13 protein-coding genes and 1 rRNA gene are annotated in these 17,509 nt (G+C 39.4%); 3 read left to right on the top strand and 11 right to left on the bottom strand.

Annotated elements, in window-relative coordinates:
* Positions 1-92: 92 nt before the first annotated feature.
* Complete coding sequence (locus tag ND2E_RS16410; RefSeq protein ID WP_033092777.1) at positions 93-2,807, bottom strand: sensor histidine kinase; 2,715 nt, start codon at positions 2,805-2,807, stop codon at positions 93-95.
* On the bottom strand, positions 2,807-3,007 hold the full coding sequence (locus ND2E_RS0121270) for a hypothetical protein (protein WP_052056265.1): 201 nt from the start codon (positions 3,005-3,007) through the stop codon (positions 2,807-2,809). The genes ND2E_RS16410 and ND2E_RS0121270 overlap by 1 nt, the downstream gene beginning before the upstream one ends.
* Positions 3,008-3,481: 474 nt before the next feature.
* Between ND2E_RS0121270 and ND2E_RS16415 the strand changes: the two genes are divergently transcribed.
* Positions 3,482-4,000 (top strand): DUF1697 domain-containing protein, encoded by a 519-nt coding sequence (locus ND2E_RS16415; RefSeq protein WP_033092776.1) that lies wholly within the window; start codon positions 3,482-3,484, stop codon positions 3,998-4,000.
* A 75-nt stretch (positions 4,001-4,075) separates the two neighbouring features.
* On the opposite strand, the gene ND2E_RS16420 is transcribed toward ND2E_RS16415, so the two are convergent.
* The 3 genes from ND2E_RS16420 to ND2E_RS16430 form a co-directional block, all read right to left on the bottom strand.
* Positions 4,076-4,741, bottom strand: a complete 666-nt coding sequence (locus tag ND2E_RS16420; RefSeq protein ID WP_033092775.1) for a LiaF domain-containing protein — start codon at positions 4,739-4,741, stop codon at positions 4,076-4,078.
* A 365-nt stretch (positions 4,742-5,106) separates the two neighbouring features.
* On the bottom strand, positions 5,107-5,679 hold the full coding sequence (locus ND2E_RS16425; RefSeq protein WP_033092774.1) for a tRNA-(ms[2]io[6]A)-hydroxylase: 573 nt from the start codon (positions 5,677-5,679) through the stop codon (positions 5,107-5,109).
* A 184-nt stretch (positions 5,680-5,863) separates the two neighbouring features.
* Positions 5,864-6,499 carry a sulfotransferase gene (locus ND2E_RS16430; RefSeq protein ID WP_033092773.1) on the bottom strand — a complete coding sequence of 212 codons (636 nt, stop codon included), beginning with the start codon at positions 6,497-6,499 and terminating at the stop codon, positions 5,864-5,866.
* 490 nt (positions 6,500-6,989) lie between these two features.
* On the opposite strand from ND2E_RS16430, the gene ND2E_RS16435 reads away from it, so the two are divergent.
* Complete coding sequence (locus ND2E_RS16435; RefSeq protein ID WP_033092772.1) at positions 6,990-8,858, top strand: bifunctional acetyl-CoA hydrolase/transferase family protein/GNAT family N-acetyltransferase; 1,869 nt, start codon at positions 6,990-6,992, stop codon at positions 8,856-8,858.
* A 17-nt stretch (positions 8,859-8,875) separates the two neighbouring features.
* Complete coding sequence (locus tag ND2E_RS16440; protein WP_033092771.1) at positions 8,876-9,829, top strand: histone deacetylase family protein; 954 nt, start codon at positions 8,876-8,878, stop codon at positions 9,827-9,829.
* A 115-nt stretch (positions 9,830-9,944) separates the two neighbouring features.
* Here ND2E_RS16440 and ND2E_RS16445 read toward each other — a convergent pair whose 3' ends face one another.
* The 6 genes from ND2E_RS16445 to rrf form a co-directional block, all read right to left on the bottom strand.
* The gene (locus ND2E_RS16445) at positions 9,945-11,225 is read right to left on the bottom strand and encodes a hypothetical protein (RefSeq protein ID WP_223303543.1); all 1,281 of its coding nucleotides are present in this window, start codon (positions 11,223-11,225) and stop codon (positions 9,945-9,947) included.
* A 28-nt stretch (positions 11,226-11,253) separates the two neighbouring features.
* A complete protein-coding gene (locus ND2E_RS16450; protein ID WP_033092769.1) occupies positions 11,254-12,054 on the bottom strand; it encodes an outer membrane lipoprotein-sorting protein in 801 nt (266 codons plus the stop codon).
* A 49-nt stretch (positions 12,055-12,103) separates the two neighbouring features.
* Positions 12,104-14,443, bottom strand: coding sequence for an efflux RND transporter permease subunit (locus ND2E_RS16455; RefSeq protein ID WP_033092768.1), 2,340 nt, complete (start codon positions 14,441-14,443; stop codon positions 12,104-12,106).
* Between the two features lie 107 nt (positions 14,444-14,550).
* Positions 14,551-15,318: a TetR/AcrR family transcriptional regulator gene (locus ND2E_RS16460; protein WP_033092767.1), complete on the bottom strand. Its 768-nt coding sequence runs from the start codon at positions 15,316-15,318 to the stop codon at positions 14,551-14,553.
* A gap of 463 nt (positions 15,319-15,781) precedes the next feature.
* Positions 15,782-16,969, bottom strand: a complete 1,188-nt coding sequence (locus tag ND2E_RS16465; protein ID WP_033092766.1) for a hypothetical protein — start codon at positions 16,967-16,969, stop codon at positions 15,782-15,784.
* Between the two features lie 418 nt (positions 16,970-17,387).
* Positions 17,388-17,502, bottom strand: a 5S ribosomal RNA gene (gene rrf, locus ND2E_RS16470).
* Positions 17,503-17,509: the final 7 nt, after the last annotated feature.

Raw genomic sequence — 17,509 nt, 5'->3', positions numbered from 1 at the left:
TTAATAAAAAGAGTCGCCTTGATCATGAGTTCCTCAAACGTCCTGAACACGCATCTTCAAGTAGCTTGGGTATATATTGCCCAAACTGTCCTTTACCTAGGTAAGAAAAAGCCAAAGCAGGCGCCTTCGCCTATTTTTGACTGTAACCACATGCGCCCGCCAAAATGTTCCACAATTTGACGACTAATCGGCAAGCCAAGACCAGTACCTGGCTGGCGATCTGTTTCACCTTCTATCTGCCGAAATTTTTCAAATACCAACGCCTGTTTTTCCGCTGCGATCCCTACCCCGTTGTCAATCACTTCAACTGTGATGCCTTCGGTTGCATCTCGTATATAAACTTCAACCCTGCCATTTTCTTCGGGCACAAATTTGACAGCGTTTGATAGCAGATTTAATAGCACCTGGGTCAAGCGATCAGCATCGGCGCGGATCAATGGCACACCCTTTTGAGCATGGACTTCCAATATGGCACCATGTTCCTTATAGATACCTGAGATAGAGTGGACTGACTGTGTTACTAGTTCCAATATATCTACATCACTATTGTGCCATTCGGCATGTCCTGCTTCTATCTTTGCCATATCCAATACCTGGTTTACCAGTCTGCTAAGTCGTTCCGATTCTGACACCACAATGCTGAGAAACGCCAAGCGCTGTTGTTCCTCCATGCTGGGGTCATCCAGCATTAACTCTGTCATTGCGCGAATGGAAGTCAGCGGAGTACGTAATTCGTGGGTCACAGATGACATAAAGTTGTCCTTCAATCTATCTAAACTTTTAAGCTGTTCATTAGCTGCTTGCAGTTCCTTGGTGGCCTGCTCCAACGAGCGCGACTTTTCTTCCAGTGCTTCAGAGTAGGCTCGTAACTGTGAGGCTTCCTCTAGGATGCGCATAACGTCATCCAGTTCTAGGGCTTCTTCTTCCACCACTGAAGCCACCATAATGCGTGCAGAGACACTACCAATGGCGCCGGTCAGATGGGTTTCAACAAACTGCACTAGTGCTGCGTCTTCGGGGATTTTTCCTATATCATAAGCACCTACTTTCTGAGCATAGTCGGTGAACAGCCGCTGTGCCTTTGTTTCCCCCATAAAACGTCCAGTTAGGTGTAACAAGTCAGTTACTTTTGCTTGGCCTTGCCAAAAGACAGGATTGGATAATTGGGTACGCTGGAAAACATCTACAAACAACAAAGCCTGGCTGGTTTCATGAGCTGTAGGCCGTTTCCATAGTGATACCACTACGTATGCGGCAATATTAACAAAAAGACTCCAAAACAGTGAGTGGGTTAGATTATCAAGACCTGCCAGCCCCAGAAATTGTTCTGGCTTAAGCCATTCAATGCCAAATAGCCCCTGATTAAGAAAATCTGCCGATATCCAACCTGATTTAGCGAGTGAAGGTAACATTAACGTATAAGTCCACATCAAAAAACCCAGTAAAAGCCCCGTGAGTGCACCGTCACGAGTTCCGCCTTTCCAGTACATGCCGCCCAATATAGCGGGAGAGAATTGTGCGACCGCAGCAAAACTGATCAGGCCGATACTAACAAGAGCATAGGCTTCGCCGGCTAAATGAAAATATAGGTAGCCCAAAAGCAAGATGCCGATAATGGCAATACGGCGAATAAGAAGTAGTAACCTGGTCAAGTCGCCGCCGGAGCGTTCACCAAATCGTGTGGTGCGCAATAACACCGGCATGACTAGGTCATTGCACACCATGGTTGATATCGCTATGACTTCGACAATCACCATACCGGTCACAGCCGATAGCCCGCCAACGAAAACAAATAAAGCCAACAAGTTCTGGCCCTGTGCTAGAGGCAGAGAAAGTACAAAGGTCTCAGCATTAACGGGGGCATTGCCAAAATAAAGCAGTCCCCCTAACGCAATAGGTAAGACAAAAATATTGATCAGTAATAAATATAGTGGGAACACCCAGACAGCTCGCTTTAAGTGCTGCTCGTCAACATTTTCCACCACCATAATTTGGAATTGACGGGGTAGAAAGATAACCGACAGCATGGCCAGTAGTGTCAGAGCAAACCATTGGGTGTAGCCATAAGAGTGCCCCTGGTCAAATGTCAGTAGCGCCTTGATTTCTGCTATTGCTGATGCCTGGGAAAATATGTCTGACATGCCGTCAAAAATACCATAAGTCACATAGATACCTACCGCGAGAAAAGCCACCAGCTTGACAACTGATTCAAAAGCAATGGCTGCCACCATACCTTCATGTCGCTCACTACTATCCAGATGCCTGGTACCGAATATGATAGTGAACCCCGCAAGTATCAGTGCCATATATAAAGTTCCATCAGACCACCAGGCTGACGGTGGTGTGGCAATGCCCCCCACAGGAGTGGTCATCACTTCATAACCGCTGGAAATGGCTTTCAGCTGCAAGGCAATATAAGGAACGATACCAACCACTGTAATTATTGTTACCAATCCAGCCAGAGAGGGGCTCTTGCCATAGCGACTAGCAATGAAATCGGCGATGGAGGTAATGCGGTAGGTTTTCGCAATACGGATCATCTTTCGCACCACAAGCCAAGCTAGAATCATCGATAACATAGGCCCGAGGTAAATGGGCAGAAACCATACGCCGGCGCTGGCGGCACGCCCCACACTACCGAAGTAAGTCCATGCGGTGCAGTATACGGCCATGGACAGGGCATATACCCACGGGCTGGCAATGATAGATTGCCCAGTTTCTGCACGTTTATCACCCAAATAGGCAACAGCAAACAGCATAAATAGATAGGTAAAGGATACAGTTATGACCAGAGATGGAGAAAGCATTAGTTTGTATTCCGCTTTTCCATTACCCAGGCAAGAGCTGCAATTAAGATTCCCCAGAGCAGAAATAATCCAAATGGCAAAATTGGCCATCCAAGAACATATATAGCCTTATCCCATAACGAAAGTAGTGGGAAATTCAGAAAAACTATGCCTGTCATCGATAGAGCAATCAGGCGTTGTGATGTCATGCCTTTTAACATAATCCCCCCATGGACATCCAATAATTAACGGTAAAGAAAATCCCCTATAATAAATATTTGATTAAACAGCAACAAAACTACATACCTTCAATACTTGAGATGACGTGATTAGAATGTAACTTTCAGCATCAAAGCCTGACGGGCTTTTATACCTTTGGTAACTATAGAGCCTCCCTTTATTATAGAAGCATTCTAAATAATCAAACATATCAATTTAAGCCCCTTGATTTACACTGTCATTGTAACGACACTTCGATCTGTTTTAAGTGACCAAACTCAGCTTCAAAGTTGGCTGAGCTTACCCGATAAAAATGAATACTCATTAACACTATTTATAAGATAAAACATAAACTTCATTTAACGATTTGAATGTTAATTACTTTAAGATAAATTAAAAGCGCAAATACTGTAGGTTACATTCACATCTAAGATTGCTCATACTAAAAAGCATTCATATACGCTAAAGGTTCAATTATGGAAAAATATATAATATTTTTTAGAGGTATAAATGTCGGGGGTAACAACTTATTACCGATGAAAGCACTTGTTCCCCTGTTAGAAGAAGCGGCATTAAAGGAGGTATCTTTTTATATTCAAAGTGGTAATGTCGTTTTAAAAAGCTCAACTCATCCAGCAAATATTATTGATAAAATAGTATTAGACAATTTTGGCTTTTCGCCTGAACTTTTCATTTTGACTGCAGCTGACTTTTGTACGGTTATGGCAAATAACCCCTATAAAACGTTCGAGGGTAAGTTTGTACACTTTTATTTTTGTCACAATAACATTGAGTTAAACCAAGAAAAAATGACTAAATATCTCGATGAAACAGAAGTCTACTTTGTGAAAGACAAGGTGCTTTATTTACATGCCCCTAATGGTATTGGCCGCTCTAAACTTGTCGCTAATATAGAAGCTTGTCTAGAACAACCCGCTTCAGGTAGAAATTTAAATACCGCCATTAAAGTCAGCACTATGTTAGCAAAAATGTAAAAGGCCCTACCAGAAGTAGCGCCTATTCAATACAGGTCTGTCTTATGTTTGAACACGAGATAGGCGATACATTAATTAAGAGAAGATATTTTTCAAGCTGTCCGCTAGTTCAACAAAGCGCTCTTTCATACTTCGTTTCACTTTAATACTAAGGCCACTGAAAATACAGAGCCCTTCAATTATAATCGTAGGCTTATTGAAACTACTTTGATTAGCGCCTGAAGACCTTGATTGACTCGGCGCTATATTATCAATACCACCAAATATGCAGAACGCTTTTGACACTACATTGACATTTTCAGGCACATAAATAGTGTCGCCACTAAACAAGCTGAACATTTTTATGCGTACTACCTCTTGGCTAAATTGAGCGTCAGTAAAATCAATATCGGTGCCACTGAAAATACTTAAATAGCGGGTTTCTTTAGCAACTTTCCAAACACCTCCACGAGTACTGCCACTAAAAATATTAACCATATAGTCTAGCTCTTCTGTGTCACCTGCCACATAGTTTGGCGCTAAATCTTGCTTTTTATTTTCAACAAAAGCTTTATCGACAACTAAAGGCAAATCAGTGGTTAAATCGACTAAACCTTGATGGTTAGCCAACTCCATGGCTTGGTCTAAACGACGCTCAAAAGCCTCATAAGATAATTCACCGTGACTATAGTTCATGATCAATTGGTCAATCACTTCACTGCGAACTGTTTCAATCGGTCTGTCTTTTAAAGTAACTGTCATTTTACTTTCCTTGCTTTAATAAATATTCGATTACTTATTTACACGTGAGTAACACTGTAGCAAGTAAATAAGCAATGACAATGCCAAATATATTAGCCATAAAAAACAATAGGTTGAAAAAGCTAAGCAGAGTGTACCTGGTAGAAATACAATTATCTGGTTATATTGACCAAAATAACGGGAATACAGAGGTCTATTAGTTAAATTACTTAAAAAGTAACTCAAGAAGTAAATAAAATAACCTAGCTTAATAGCCATAGGTCAAAAATAGAAGAATAAAGCACTCATTGTTCACATGTTCGATTTGAGTCAATGAGCGCTTTCGATAGATTAATAATCTAATTAACGACTAAAGGAAATAGTTGCTAGTGAAGTACCGCACGAATAGGAAGACCTGCACATATTTCTGCCTCTGCAATTAATATCTCTTCTAAGCGTTGGTCAACTTCCGTTTTGTCAAAATACTCGTAAGCAAGCTCAACAAATAAGTTTTTATGTTTTTCTTCTGATTTAGCGATCGCAACATAAAGATCTTTGTCTTTCCCTTCCGGCAATGCTTGTGAAACCAACCAGAACTTTTCATAACCGCGAGCTTCGATAACAGCTGCAACTAGCAATCTATCCATTAAAAAAAAGCTCGTGCCATTACGAAATAAAGCACGAATTTGAGTTATATAAGGGTCTTTTTTATCTTGGCCTAAGGTAACATCACGAGCGATAAGTAATTTTAAAACTTGCTTGAAATGAATGAGTTCCTCAATAGCCAAGTCAGTCATAGCACGAACAAGTTTAGCTTTATCGGGATAATGAGATAACATTGCCATTGCCATACCAGAGGCTTTTTTTTCCGCTGCCGCATGGTCTTGTAAAAAACGGTTAAAATCAGCCATAACGGCATCAACCCAGTCTTGACCTGTGTGGTGTTTCAATTCAAACATAATTACTACTCTCTAAGGCTATATCCGTTCCACTTGAAGATGCATCTTCAAGTGGAACGGATATATATTTATTTAATGAAATTTATTGACGAAATTGGCATGATTTTACCTGTGAACTTTTCACTCTACAATAGTTAAGCCATACCCCGATTGATGAATACTTTCTCGTATCTACTTATTGATATTAATAAAGCACCTTATCAATGCGGCCTTTATTGGTAGATTCGACTTTTAGCGGGTTATTAAGGTGCTGCCAGGCTCTCACCTTACCGCCAATATTTATTTGTTTAAATCCACCATCCCGTGCTTTTTCTTTATCAATATTAAGAAAAGATAACATAGCGAAGTAACTCTCTTCGTCACTTACATCAATGGTAAGCAGGTCTTGAGGTCTGTTTTTAAAATGTTCTGCAATCCCTTGTTGATGACGAGTGTAACAATCCAATAAAAATTCATCACTGTTGATATTATCTTCCGTTAATGGAGAGAAAGTTTCACTATAACAACGTTTTATATGAGGGTTAAAACCTCCGTCAGTACGCTTTAAGTTGACTATCATGCGTTGTAGTAGCTGCTTAATTGAAGGAAGCCAAAGTTCTGGGGCACGCGTTAAATGGATAAACTGACTATTGGGGAAGTCTTTATCAAGTGTTTGGTAATCACAAAATATGGGCGTATCTGCTAACACTTGTGCTTGAGAAAATGAATCTTGAGTATAAGCATTATGAGCTGTTTTAAAACCTTGCTCTAACATTGCTAAACACACACTGGTGGTTGCCGTTCTCGGTAAACCAATAATAAAAATCTTCTCTGTCGACACTTAAGCTAAACCCTTTATAAAATATCAGTAGATTACAGTAAGACAATCTAAACCCACGTTAAACGCACAATTATAACGTATTTATTTCCCAGTGTTGAATGTTGATTAGTAAAAACTTTCAATTGAAAAGCCGCTAGAGCGAACCGCAAAAAATATCAACCCCATCATGCAGATGAAATAGCTCAATAGCTGCATAAATTTCGATAAATATCTATATAACAAACGTCCAATTGACAGTGATCAATAAATGGCTTATTTATGAGAGCATACTGAATATATACCTAGTACATATCTAGTACATAACAAGTAATACCAATGCCATTAGTTTTTTGATCTTGTTGTGCGCAGGAAAAATAATTCAAGGGTTGGCGCTTGATTGACCAATAGCCGGCTATTGAGATTGAGAGTAACGCCGCCATGGCATATTTTAACCAGCACAAATGGGCAACAATTTAAGGGTATTGGTATCATTATTAGTCAAGGAAATTTCATGACAGCACAAGACGAGCAACGTGATAGTGTCACATGGGGTGATTACTTACAATCAGGTAATCGCATTTTTATCGGTTCAAATGCCGCAGTACCTAACGCCCTAATTGATGATTTGATAGCCAATAGCCATGGGCTACATGATATCGAAACCGTTCATATTTTAACTTTATCTGAGAATGTTTGGGCTAAAGCTGAGCATAAAGACTTATTTAAAGTAAACAGCTTGTTCATTGGCGGTAAAAACATTCGAGAGGCTATCGCCGAAGGTAGAGGCGATTACACCCCTTGCTTTATTTCTGATGTACCCCGCTTATTTAACGAAAACAGCTTACCGCTTGATGTGGCACTGATTATGGTCAGCCCTCCTGATGAATACGGTTATTGTTCATTAGGGGTGAGTGTTGACATCGTTTCTGCAGCCGTAAAAGCAGCCAAATATGTAATAGCCCAAATAAACCCTAAAATGCCACGCACTAATGGACATAGCTTTGTCCATGTAAATCAAATACATAGCTGGATAAATGCCGAACAGGATTTACCACAAATTATTGCTCCTGTTATGGATCGTCGTACGGAACAAATTGGTCAATACGTCTCCATGTTGATTGACAATGGTGCAACTCTACAGATTGGTATCGGTAAGATCCCTGAAGCAGTATTAACTTATTTAGGTAATCATAAAGATTTGGGGATTCACAGTGAGATGATCTCAGATGGCGTGATTGATCTTATGTTAAAAGGGGTTATTAATAACCGTAGAAAAACATACCACAAGGGTAAAGCCGTTGTAACCTTCTGTATTGGCAGTCAAAAACTCTATGACTTTGTTGATGGTAACCCGCATATTGAATTCTACCCCTCCGAGCATGTTAACTCCCCCGTTAAAATTGCTAAAAATGACAATATGGTATCGATCAACAGCGCTATCGAAGTCGACTTAACCGGACAAGTGGTTTCAGACTCTATTGGCTACCAATTTTATAGTGGTATTGGCGGACAAGTAGATTTCGTTCGTGGTGCTTCTTTAAGTAAAGGCGGTAAGGCAATTATCGCGCTACCTTCTACCACTAAAGATGGTAAAACATCTCGCATAGTTGCCCATATAACAGAAGGTGGTGGTGTAGTTACCTCCCGGGGTCATGTTGCCTTTGTTGTTACTGAGTTTGGTATCGCTTCATTACAAGGGAAAAGTATTCGTGAACGTGCACTTGAGTTAATTCGTATTGCACACCCTAAATTTAGAGACCAGTTGCTCAGCGATGTTCGTAAACATTATTGGGTACCAGAATATCAAGAAAGCTCGCCAAGTTCGGTGCCTGAATTAGGCACAATCGAAATGAAGCGTTTTAATTTTGCCGATATTAATTACACCTTAAGAGCATTGTCGCCGGCTGATGAACGTAAATTACAAGAGTTTTTCTATTCTCATAATAAAGAAACCTTAATCATGCGTTACAACCACCATATTACGCAGATGACACGTGAAAAATCTTGTAACTTGGTCAGTGTAAATCAACACACAGATCTTGCTTTGTGCTTTACCAAGAAGAATTCATTAGGTGAATCAATACAAGCGGTTGCTCGATATTATTACATTGAGAGTATTAATAGCGGTGAAGTGGCCTTTGTCATTAAAGAAAGTTTACGTGGCCGTGGCATGGCAAGTACCTTATTGGGTGAAATGATCGCCATCGCTAAAATTCGTAAACTTGAGAGTTTAGTCGCCTGCGTACGACGAGATAATGGCTCTATGTTAAAAGTCTTCGAACGTGCTGGTTTTGTACGCCAGCCTAGTGAAGATTTTGATGAAGTTAGCTTAAAGCTAGCGTTAACAGAACCCGAAACGGTTGATACTGAAACACACTAAAATAATAAGGGATAATTATGCCAGTAGGAATAATAGGCCACTATCGATGTGGCGAACATAATATGGGTGAACATCACCCGGAAAATGGTAAGCGCTTAACGGCTATTTCAGACCAATTAATTCGCAGCGGTTTAGATTATGTCGTACGACAATTCGATTCAAAACCCATCGATAAAAGCTTGCTAGCCTTAGCGCATACGCAAGAACATATCGATTTTGTTTTTGATAATGCGCCAAGTGAGGGTGAAGAAAACTTTATCGTAGGCGAAGACTCTGTGATGAATGATAAAACCCTCACTTCTATTATGTATTCAGCAGGCGCTGCTGTTGATGCGGTAGATTTAGTAATGGATGGTACTTTAAGTGCTGCATTTTGTACCACAAGGCCACCAGGTCATCATGCAGAGCATGATAAAGGCATGGGTTTCTGTTTTTTCAATAACGTCGCCGTAGCGGCCGCGTATGCCAAACAAAAATATGGTTTAAAGCGTGTTGCGATTGTCGATTTTGATGTTCATCACGGCAACGGCACTGAAGATATTATAACGAATCACTTTAATGCGACGCCTGAAGATGACAAAGGTTACCTTTTCTGCTCAAGTTACCAATATCCACTTTACCCGTTTGAAATTCAAGAAAGTGATATTCCCCCCATCATTAATACCCCGTTAGCAGCTACGACTAAAGGTGAACAATTCAGAGAAAAGTTAACCGCACACTGGTTACCAGCACTGCATAAATTCAAACCTGAGTTGATTCTTATTTCGGCTGGTTTTGATGCGCATATTGAAGATGAGATGTCACACGTCAGTTTAACGGAAGCTGATTATCGTTGGATCACTGATGAGCTTAAAATCATCGCTGACGAATATGGTGAAGGCAGAATAGTTTCCTTACTTGAAGGCGGTTATGCACCCAGTGCATTGGGAAGAAGTGTCGTTGCTCATGTTAATGGATTGATTGGTAATTAATTAACGTTTCCTAATTTGTATACTTAGTTTTGATACCCAAAAAAAGCCAATACGCGATAAAACGTATTGGTTTTTAATAAAGTTAAATCACAAAATAAACTGACTAAAGTAAATACTAAAAATACCAAGCTAAGGATAACTGCGCATGATCATCATTACTTAAGGTATACAGTAAATCATTAGGTTCATTACTTTGTAATAATCGTACATCAAAACTCGCAATAAAATTATCACCAAAGCGACGGCTGGCTTCAATAAGGAAACTAAAGGCATTGTGATCCAAGTCACTGCCTAACCCCATTAAAATCTCGCTACTTTGCATGTCGTTAAAGGCTAACCTTGCCCCTATGAACAAATCATTTTGCAATAATGAGCCTTGAGCACCTAGAGCAACTTCACCACGAGAATCCCAGCTATGTTCCATTAACAACCCTAAGTCAAGAGTCGAATCAAACACTCCAATAAAGCTGTATTCAAATCCCCCTTGTGTAGCCCAAAAGTCTTCGAGGCTAGTGCTACGATAAATACTCTCGAACTTCCATAACCACTCACCTAGCGTAGCTTGAACATCAACACCTAACTGATCCATTTGAGCGTAGTATTGTTGCAGCGAAGACGACACTATATTCGACTGTGGCTCTTGGGGTGATGGGCTTAAGTAGGCCTCTCTGTTAGTTCCATGAAACCAGTAAGCACCTAGATCAAAATCCCCAACACTATGCGCCCAACGAAGCGCAAAATCCAAATGTTGTTGGCCCGCAGATGATTCATAACTCACATTATTTTCATCAACCACTAGAGGTCCACGTAAACGTCCTTCTTCGCCAGCATAGGTTCTTTCTCGAAAACCTGGCAGTAAAAATACATCAACAATCCCCCAATCATTCACTAAAGATAAGTTAATCATTTGCTGACCGAGTTTGTCTTCGCCATCAAAATCTTCTACGCCATCCGTTTGGTTAATTACATCAACCAAATGTTGAAATTCGGTAACGCCCCAAAACTCTTTACGAATACCAACCCGCAATTCCCAATCATCACTAGCATGAACGTAAGCGAGTTCACGAATGTCACCATGAGTTCGCTGGTCATCATGACTATCAACTCGATAAAACGGCGTAAAGATTATACTGTCACTACCATCATTCCATTGCCAATAAAACTCAGGCTCTACCGAGAAAGAAGTTTGACTGTGGCTCAATTGCTCAGAGTAAAGTGCGTCTTTAAAAAAATAACGCTGCTCAATAGCGACATTACCTGACACCTCAAACTCGATATCGCTTGCAGTTTCATTGGCTAATACTGGCTTACTTAGCGTTAAACTTACACACACTGCAATAATTATTACCGACAATTTCACGCTGTTAGACAACAATTTAACAAACGATTTATTCAAAGGTTTACTTAAAGATAAGGGCATCAGCTTAACGCGCTCGTTTTAATGAATTTCGATTAAAGTCACCATCAGACAAACCAGTTTTAAACGCATAATTAGACCATTTAAGCTCTGTACTTTTACCATTTTGGTGATTAATCATTTCTTGGGTATCAGCACGCCAATGCTTAGCTAGATATTGTTTATAACCTTTAAAGGATAAGGTTTTTAGTAATGAATCTTTACGGTCATAAAAGTCAATTTTATGAACAAGGTATTCTTGGGTATCTATCCAAACAATACGGCGGGTATAACCTGAATTTTCATCGGCTGGATATTGCTCAACTTTAAAAGTCTTTAAACCATTCAACTCTTCTTCAGCTAAAAATTTGTAAGTATATTTCTCAACTTCAAACGAACTTAAGTCTTCAAAAGCAAACTCAGAGCCCATAAAAGGTCCCGATTTATTTCGTGAAGATATACGTTTAACGCGCTTTAAAGCCGGTAAAAACAACCACTGCTCATCGGCTTCAACGGGGTGTGAAAAACTTAAAAAAGCAGTGCCTTTTACATCACGCGGTTTATTAAATATTGTTAAGCTTTTATCACCATCATTGTTCACTTCTAATGATTTCATCTTAATCTCACGTATGCTTTCTTGTCCTTGCTTATTACGCAATAACATCAACATATCTGCGGTACTGTCTTGCCAGCCTAAATCGCGCTTTTTAGCTTCTAAAGAAATATCTAAACCTTTTTGCTCTTCTGCGCTCAACGCAAAAGAAACATTCGAAACAACCAGTAAACTGAGTGCAGATAAGGCACTGATCAGTATTTTTTTAGTTAACATGTAAGAATCCTTAAAAATTTATTATCATATTGGGTAAATAGCGATTTACTTAAACCGCTTTTATTGTTTTTTCAGTAGCAGCAACTGCTGCTCTCTCGGTTGCTTTATTTTTATTCTTATCTATCAACATTAATAGTGGTGGCAGGAATAAAAAGTCAACCAACAGCGCGACAAAGATAGTCAATGCAGTTAAGAAGCCCATATCGGCATTCATTTTAAATGACGACTGTGCAAGTACGGTAAAACCTGCAACAAGTACAAAAGTAGTTACCCAAAGCGCTCTACCTACATTATCAAAAGCATAGTGCACCGCTTCTTTGGTATTTGCATTTTTATCACGTCTTGCATGAAGGTACTTACTTAAAAAGTGTACGGTATCATCAACAACAATCCCAAGCGTCATGCCAATGACAACTGATAAACCTAACCCCACTTGCCCACTGTATAATCCCCAAATACCAAAACCAATAGCTGCTGGTGCCAAGTTTGGCAATAAACTGATAAGACCAAAGCGCCAGCTTTTTAACGCCACACCTAATAAGATAGAAATAAGGATTAACGCCAACGTTGTGCCAATTAACATACTGGTAATATTGCGTTGACCAATATGAGCAAACATTAAACTAGGGCTAGCAAAATCAACTTCATATTGCGGAGCATGCTCACTGAACCACTGCATCATGTCCTGTTCAACATTTATCAACTCATTACTGGTCATATTCTTAAAGGTAGCGACAATTCTTGATGATGATTTATCAACATCTAACTGGTTGTTCAGATCTAAGCCATAAGGTAAAGACATTTCATACAATAAGAGATATTGAGCTGACATTTCCTGACTATCCGGTAACTTATACCAGTTGGGGTCATCACCATGCATATTTTTATTCAAACGCTTTAATGTATCAGTAATAGTATTTACATGATCAGTTTCAGGGCGTGCACGTAACCAATCACTAAATTCTGACACGCTGTTCAAATATTCAGGATTATTGATTCCACTTGCTTGGCCAGTTTTCACCGAAATCTCAACCATCATCATGCCAGATAAGTTTTCTTGCATAAAATCAGTCGCCACACGGTACGGTACTGTTTTATCAAAGTACTTTACAAAATCATCATTGAGTTGGTTGTTTGGAATAAACATTACAGAGGCAATGATAAATACACTGGTTAAAGGTAATAAAGTTTTACGCTTGGCAATCACAAAGTCAGCCAATTTAGCCATGGTATCTTTTTTGTTTTCTGGCTGCACTTTAACGCGTACCGGTAATACGGTTAGTAATGCAGGGAATATAGTAATTGAAAAAACAAAGGCTAACATTACACCAATGGCAACTAAGTTACCTAAGTCTCTAAACGGTGGTGAATCAGAAAAATTCATGCTTAAAAAACCAATTGCCGTAGTAATACTGGTTAGGAAGATTGGTTGTAAGTTTATTTTTATACTGCGTGCAATCGCCGTGCGCTTATCAGCTCCTTGACGCATCTCATAAAACATAGAAGTTAAAATGTGAATACAATCTGCCACAGCTAGTGTCATAATCATGGTAGGTGCAGAGGAAGAAGGACCTGTTAAGTAAAACCCCAGCCAACCAGCAAGCCCCATGGTAGTTACAATACTCATAATAATAATAAGCACTGTAGAAATAGTACCCGTTATGGTTCTAAGCAATAAACCGATAGTCACGATAACAACAAGGAACATTAGCGGAATAAGAGTAGAGCTATCACTAATTGAAGATTCACCAAATGAGGTGTTCATCATTGCCATGCCAGAAAGGTAGACATCAAGTTCAGGGTGATCCGTTAGGAATTGTGCTTTAATAGCGCGAACACTGGCAGCAACTTCTGGAGTTTCGGCCATAGGGTTAATACCTGGAAATTGCACAGTAACATTAACAATAGAAACATGCCCTGATTGAGAGATGATTTTATTCACCAATAGCGGTTCATTGATAGCAATTTGCTTAATTTTTTCGAGCTTTTCACTGGTTAAGTTGTTAGTTGACATCACCAGATCTTCAACGATCATGTCATCTTCTTCAGCAAAGGTATATTGGAAGTTAGTCACCGAATCAACACGGGTTGAGTATGGGACTTGCCAACTTTCTTTGGTTAATACTTTTAACGCCGCTAAGTGCTTAGCTGTAAAAACATTGCCATCTTTAGGCACAACAACAAAAGAAACGTTATCACTTTTGTTGTAGACCTTTTGCATGGACTCAAAAGCCGTTAATTGTGGGTTTTCTTCGCTAAAGAACACACGATAGTCATTTTTAAATTCTAACTTTTGTGCCCCCATCCCAGCCAGCACCATAAACGTAATACAAACAAGTATTACCCAGAATGGATTTTTGCCGACAAAATTGTAGAGTTTGTCTCTCATTGTTAAGTCCTTATTTATCTTCATTAAAGAAGTGTTTCATTGATGACGAATCGTCACCTTATAGGTCAAAAAAATGCGGCTACTAACCGCACATCTATGGTGTTTATTTAGCTAAAACTATTAAAGTTCAGCTCACGCCCTTTTGCACTAATTAGCGCTAATTCTTCTGGAAATAACTCAGCCAAGGCAATTTTTAGTTCTGCACAATGACTTTTGTCTTTAGTCATAGGTTTCCATCCCATTCCGTCATACAACATATTGCTCAGATTAAAAAGTTCTCGCTCAACAATTAAGCTGGTTCTTCCACTGCACTGATCAACTTCACCAGAAAGAAGTGTGATAACACCATATGCCATAGACCAATTACTAAAGCATAATTGCTGAATGTCCATATTCATAGGAAGCGAGAGATTATTATCGTTTAAACCATCCTCAACAATGCCGTGGATGGACGTCATTAACTTAATTTCTAATCTTTCATTTTCATTAATGTGCCTTTCACTCGATTTACCAACCACATTTGGCGACTTGGCACATAAAACAGTTTGAAAGAGAGCTGGATATAACATTGCATAAATAAGATAAGAAAAATTTAACAACAGCATGCGTGAACGTGCACAGCCCTTAAATTGATAAGCGCGATAAAATAAATTACCTAACAGCTCCAGTGAATAATTACTGATCGCCAGTAATAAATCTTCTTTACCTATAAAGTGCTTATAGACAGTCCCTTTTGAAAAAGGCACTTGGGTAACCACTTTATCCATGGTGAGGTTTTCAATACCATTTTGTTGGATAAGATGCACTGCTGAATTGATTATCAATAACTCTCTTTCTTTAAGTGCAGCTTTATCGAGTAACTTAGGTGGTGTCATAATACCTACTTGCATGAAACGTGACGAATCGTCACTGACGTTTCGTCATTTTATAACAAATGTAACTATTGTCAATACACATGTAACTAAAATGTACACAAAATTTGTCATGGTAATCTGTAAAGTAAGCTGACAGTTATCAGATAATTAGGAGAGTGACCTGATTTTAACTACATTGTGTCCTCAAATTTTTATCTGGATTACAGAACAAAATCAAAGTAGTTTAGTGGTGCTGCTCCCTCATAGAGCACATCATCTAACGTTGGACTGTGATGGCAGCCCACTTTAGTAATTCCATCGCCTCCGAGTATTACGAAAGCTTTCATCGTAAAAATGGAATTTGAAATCCGCATCCAACAACATCTCAGTCTCTCACACACTGTGGCCACTATGCTAGGTTGTGGTGGTAGGTAGAATAAAGCAATAAGGGATAAAGATGCTTTACCCCTTACTCGGAAGTAAACTAGCCAAAGATGGCTCTAATCAAACCAATGACATGTTCGACGCTCTTCCCTTCTTTAACTTGCTTAAGAATAGTATCTCTTTTGTTTTGAATATATTCAGGTAATCCCTCTTCAGCTAACGCTTGGTCTACAATTTCTTCAGGTGTTAATTTAATACGGCCACGACGGTTTGGCTTGTAACTGTTATCAGCGGTGTTTGATTTTTTATCACGAATTCTTAAATAATTTGAGGTAAAGGCAAAATCTTCATCAACGAATAGAAATAAATCAACAAGAATGGCCCGGGCTTTCCATAGCTGCAGTTCTTTCTCATCTTCTGGCTCTGCCTGATGCCACCAAGCAAAAGTCCGTAAGGTTCCAATCATATCTTGCCAATAATTTTCAAAATCAAAAGCATTGAACTTAGCGATAGAAAGGCCCTGACATAGTGTATCTATTTTTAAATTAGTTAAGGCTATAAATTGATCAGGTCGTTTCATCGCCAATAAACGTGTGGCAGGAGCCAGTGGCGGCTTTTCACCCTTATCTTTATCTACGGTGTGATCAGTAAATATTTGTTTGTAAACACGCACAAACTCATGATACTGCTTTGGTGTAACATCGCCTGATACAGGGATATGGCTTAACGCCATATCAAATCGCTCAGGTTGCTCTGCTAATAAAGTATGAAAAACTTTTGCACCTTTTGTCGAAGAAAACCACTCTACATCAAAGTCATATTGGGTATGACAATGTTGATTAGTATGTTTACCTGCGTAGGCAAGTCTTTCTAACTCAGTCATATCAGCAAGACTTTTATCATTGAGTAGCTGAATATAATCAAGTAACGCAAGTCGCTCATCTAATGCATGCAAACTAGCTTGCTGCTCAATAAAAGTGGTAAAGATAGGCCAAGGTGCAATACGCGCCATTTTAAATTGGCTGACACTCGCGCCAAGCACTAGCACTTGCTCTAATTTTTTTAAGCTAGGCAACTGCTCAGCTTCTAACAAGTTCATATTGATGCGGTTACGACAGACATCAATTAACTCAACACACCAACCATAATAATCATCTGGTCTATTTTCAACTTTAACCGCCATTAGGTTCAAAGTAATTTCAGTAATATGCTTTAAGGCATTTTGATAAGAAGCACTTTCAGCTTCATTTAATGCCATTTTTACAGGGGAAGATAACAACTTTCTCATTTGAGAATATAACTCCAGAAAATAAACCAGTACAAATAAAAAACCCGTAGCGTGAACTACGGGTTTGTATATAGCAAAAAGCCCGACTCAAATGAGTCGGGCTTCTTTAAATAGAAGTTTAGCTATGTCCCGCTACGCTCTCACATGGGCTTTTCTGCGACATAAGTCACACTACCATCGGCGCTATTGCATTTCATTTTCCAAACTAAAATTAGAAGTTTAGCAATGTCCCGCTACGCTCTCACATGGGCTTTTCTGCGACATAAGTCACACTACCATCGGCGCTATTGCGTTTCATTTTCCAAACTAAAATTAGAAGTTTAGCAATGTCCCGCTACGCTCTCACATGGGCTTTTCTGCGACATAAGTCACACTACCATCGGCGCTATTGCGTTTCATTTTCCAAACTAAAATAGAAGTTTAGCAATGTCCTACTCTCACATGGGAACTCCCACACTACCATCGGCGCAACTGCGTTTCACTTCTGAGTTCGGAATGGAGTCAGGTGGGACCACAGCGCTATTGTCGCTAAACAAAAAG

The sequence above is a fragment of the Colwellia psychrerythraea genome, assembly GCF_000764225.1.
Taxonomy (GTDB): domain Bacteria; phylum Pseudomonadota; class Gammaproteobacteria; order Enterobacterales; family Alteromonadaceae; genus Colwellia; species Colwellia psychrerythraea_D.
Note: the sequence above shows the minus strand (reverse complement) of the source record. Positions and strands in the feature narration are given on the sequence as shown.

Excerpts from the sequence above, each read along its gene's own strand:
- ND2E_RS16440 (WP_033092771.1), top strand. The coding sequence starts at position 8,876 with ATGCCAGTAGGAATAATAGGCCACTATCGATGTGGCGAACATAATATG.
- ND2E_RS16460 (WP_033092767.1), bottom strand. The coding sequence starts at position 15,318 with ATGACACCACCTAAGTTACTCGATAAAGCTGCACTTAAAGAAAGAGAG.
- ND2E_RS16465 (WP_033092766.1), bottom strand. The coding sequence starts at position 16,969 with ATGAGAAAGTTGTTATCTTCCCCTGTAAAAATGGCATTAAATGAAGCT.
- ND2E_RS0121270 (WP_052056265.1), bottom strand. The coding sequence starts at position 3,007 with ATGTTAAAAGGCATGACATCACAACGCCTGATTGCTCTATCGATGACA.
- ND2E_RS16425 (WP_033092774.1), bottom strand. The coding sequence starts at position 5,679 with ATGTTTGAATTGAAACACCACACAGGTCAAGACTGGGTTGATGCCGTT.
- ND2E_RS16410 (WP_033092777.1), bottom strand. The coding sequence starts at position 2,807 with ATGCTTTCTCCATCTCTGGTCATAACTGTATCCTTTACCTATCTATTT.
- ND2E_RS16420 (WP_033092775.1), bottom strand. The coding sequence starts at position 4,741 with ATGACAGTTACTTTAAAAGACAGACCGATTGAAACAGTTCGCAGTGAA.
- ND2E_RS16415 (WP_033092776.1), top strand. The coding sequence starts at position 3,482 with ATGGAAAAATATATAATATTTTTTAGAGGTATAAATGTCGGGGGTAAC.
- ND2E_RS16450 (WP_033092769.1), bottom strand. The coding sequence starts at position 12,054 with ATGTTAACTAAAAAAATACTGATCAGTGCCTTATCTGCACTCAGTTTA.
- ND2E_RS16435 (WP_033092772.1), top strand. The coding sequence starts at position 6,990 with ATGACAGCACAAGACGAGCAACGTGATAGTGTCACATGGGGTGATTAC.
- ND2E_RS16455 (WP_033092768.1), bottom strand. The coding sequence starts at position 14,443 with ATGAGAGACAAACTCTACAATTTTGTCGGCAAAAATCCATTCTGGGTA.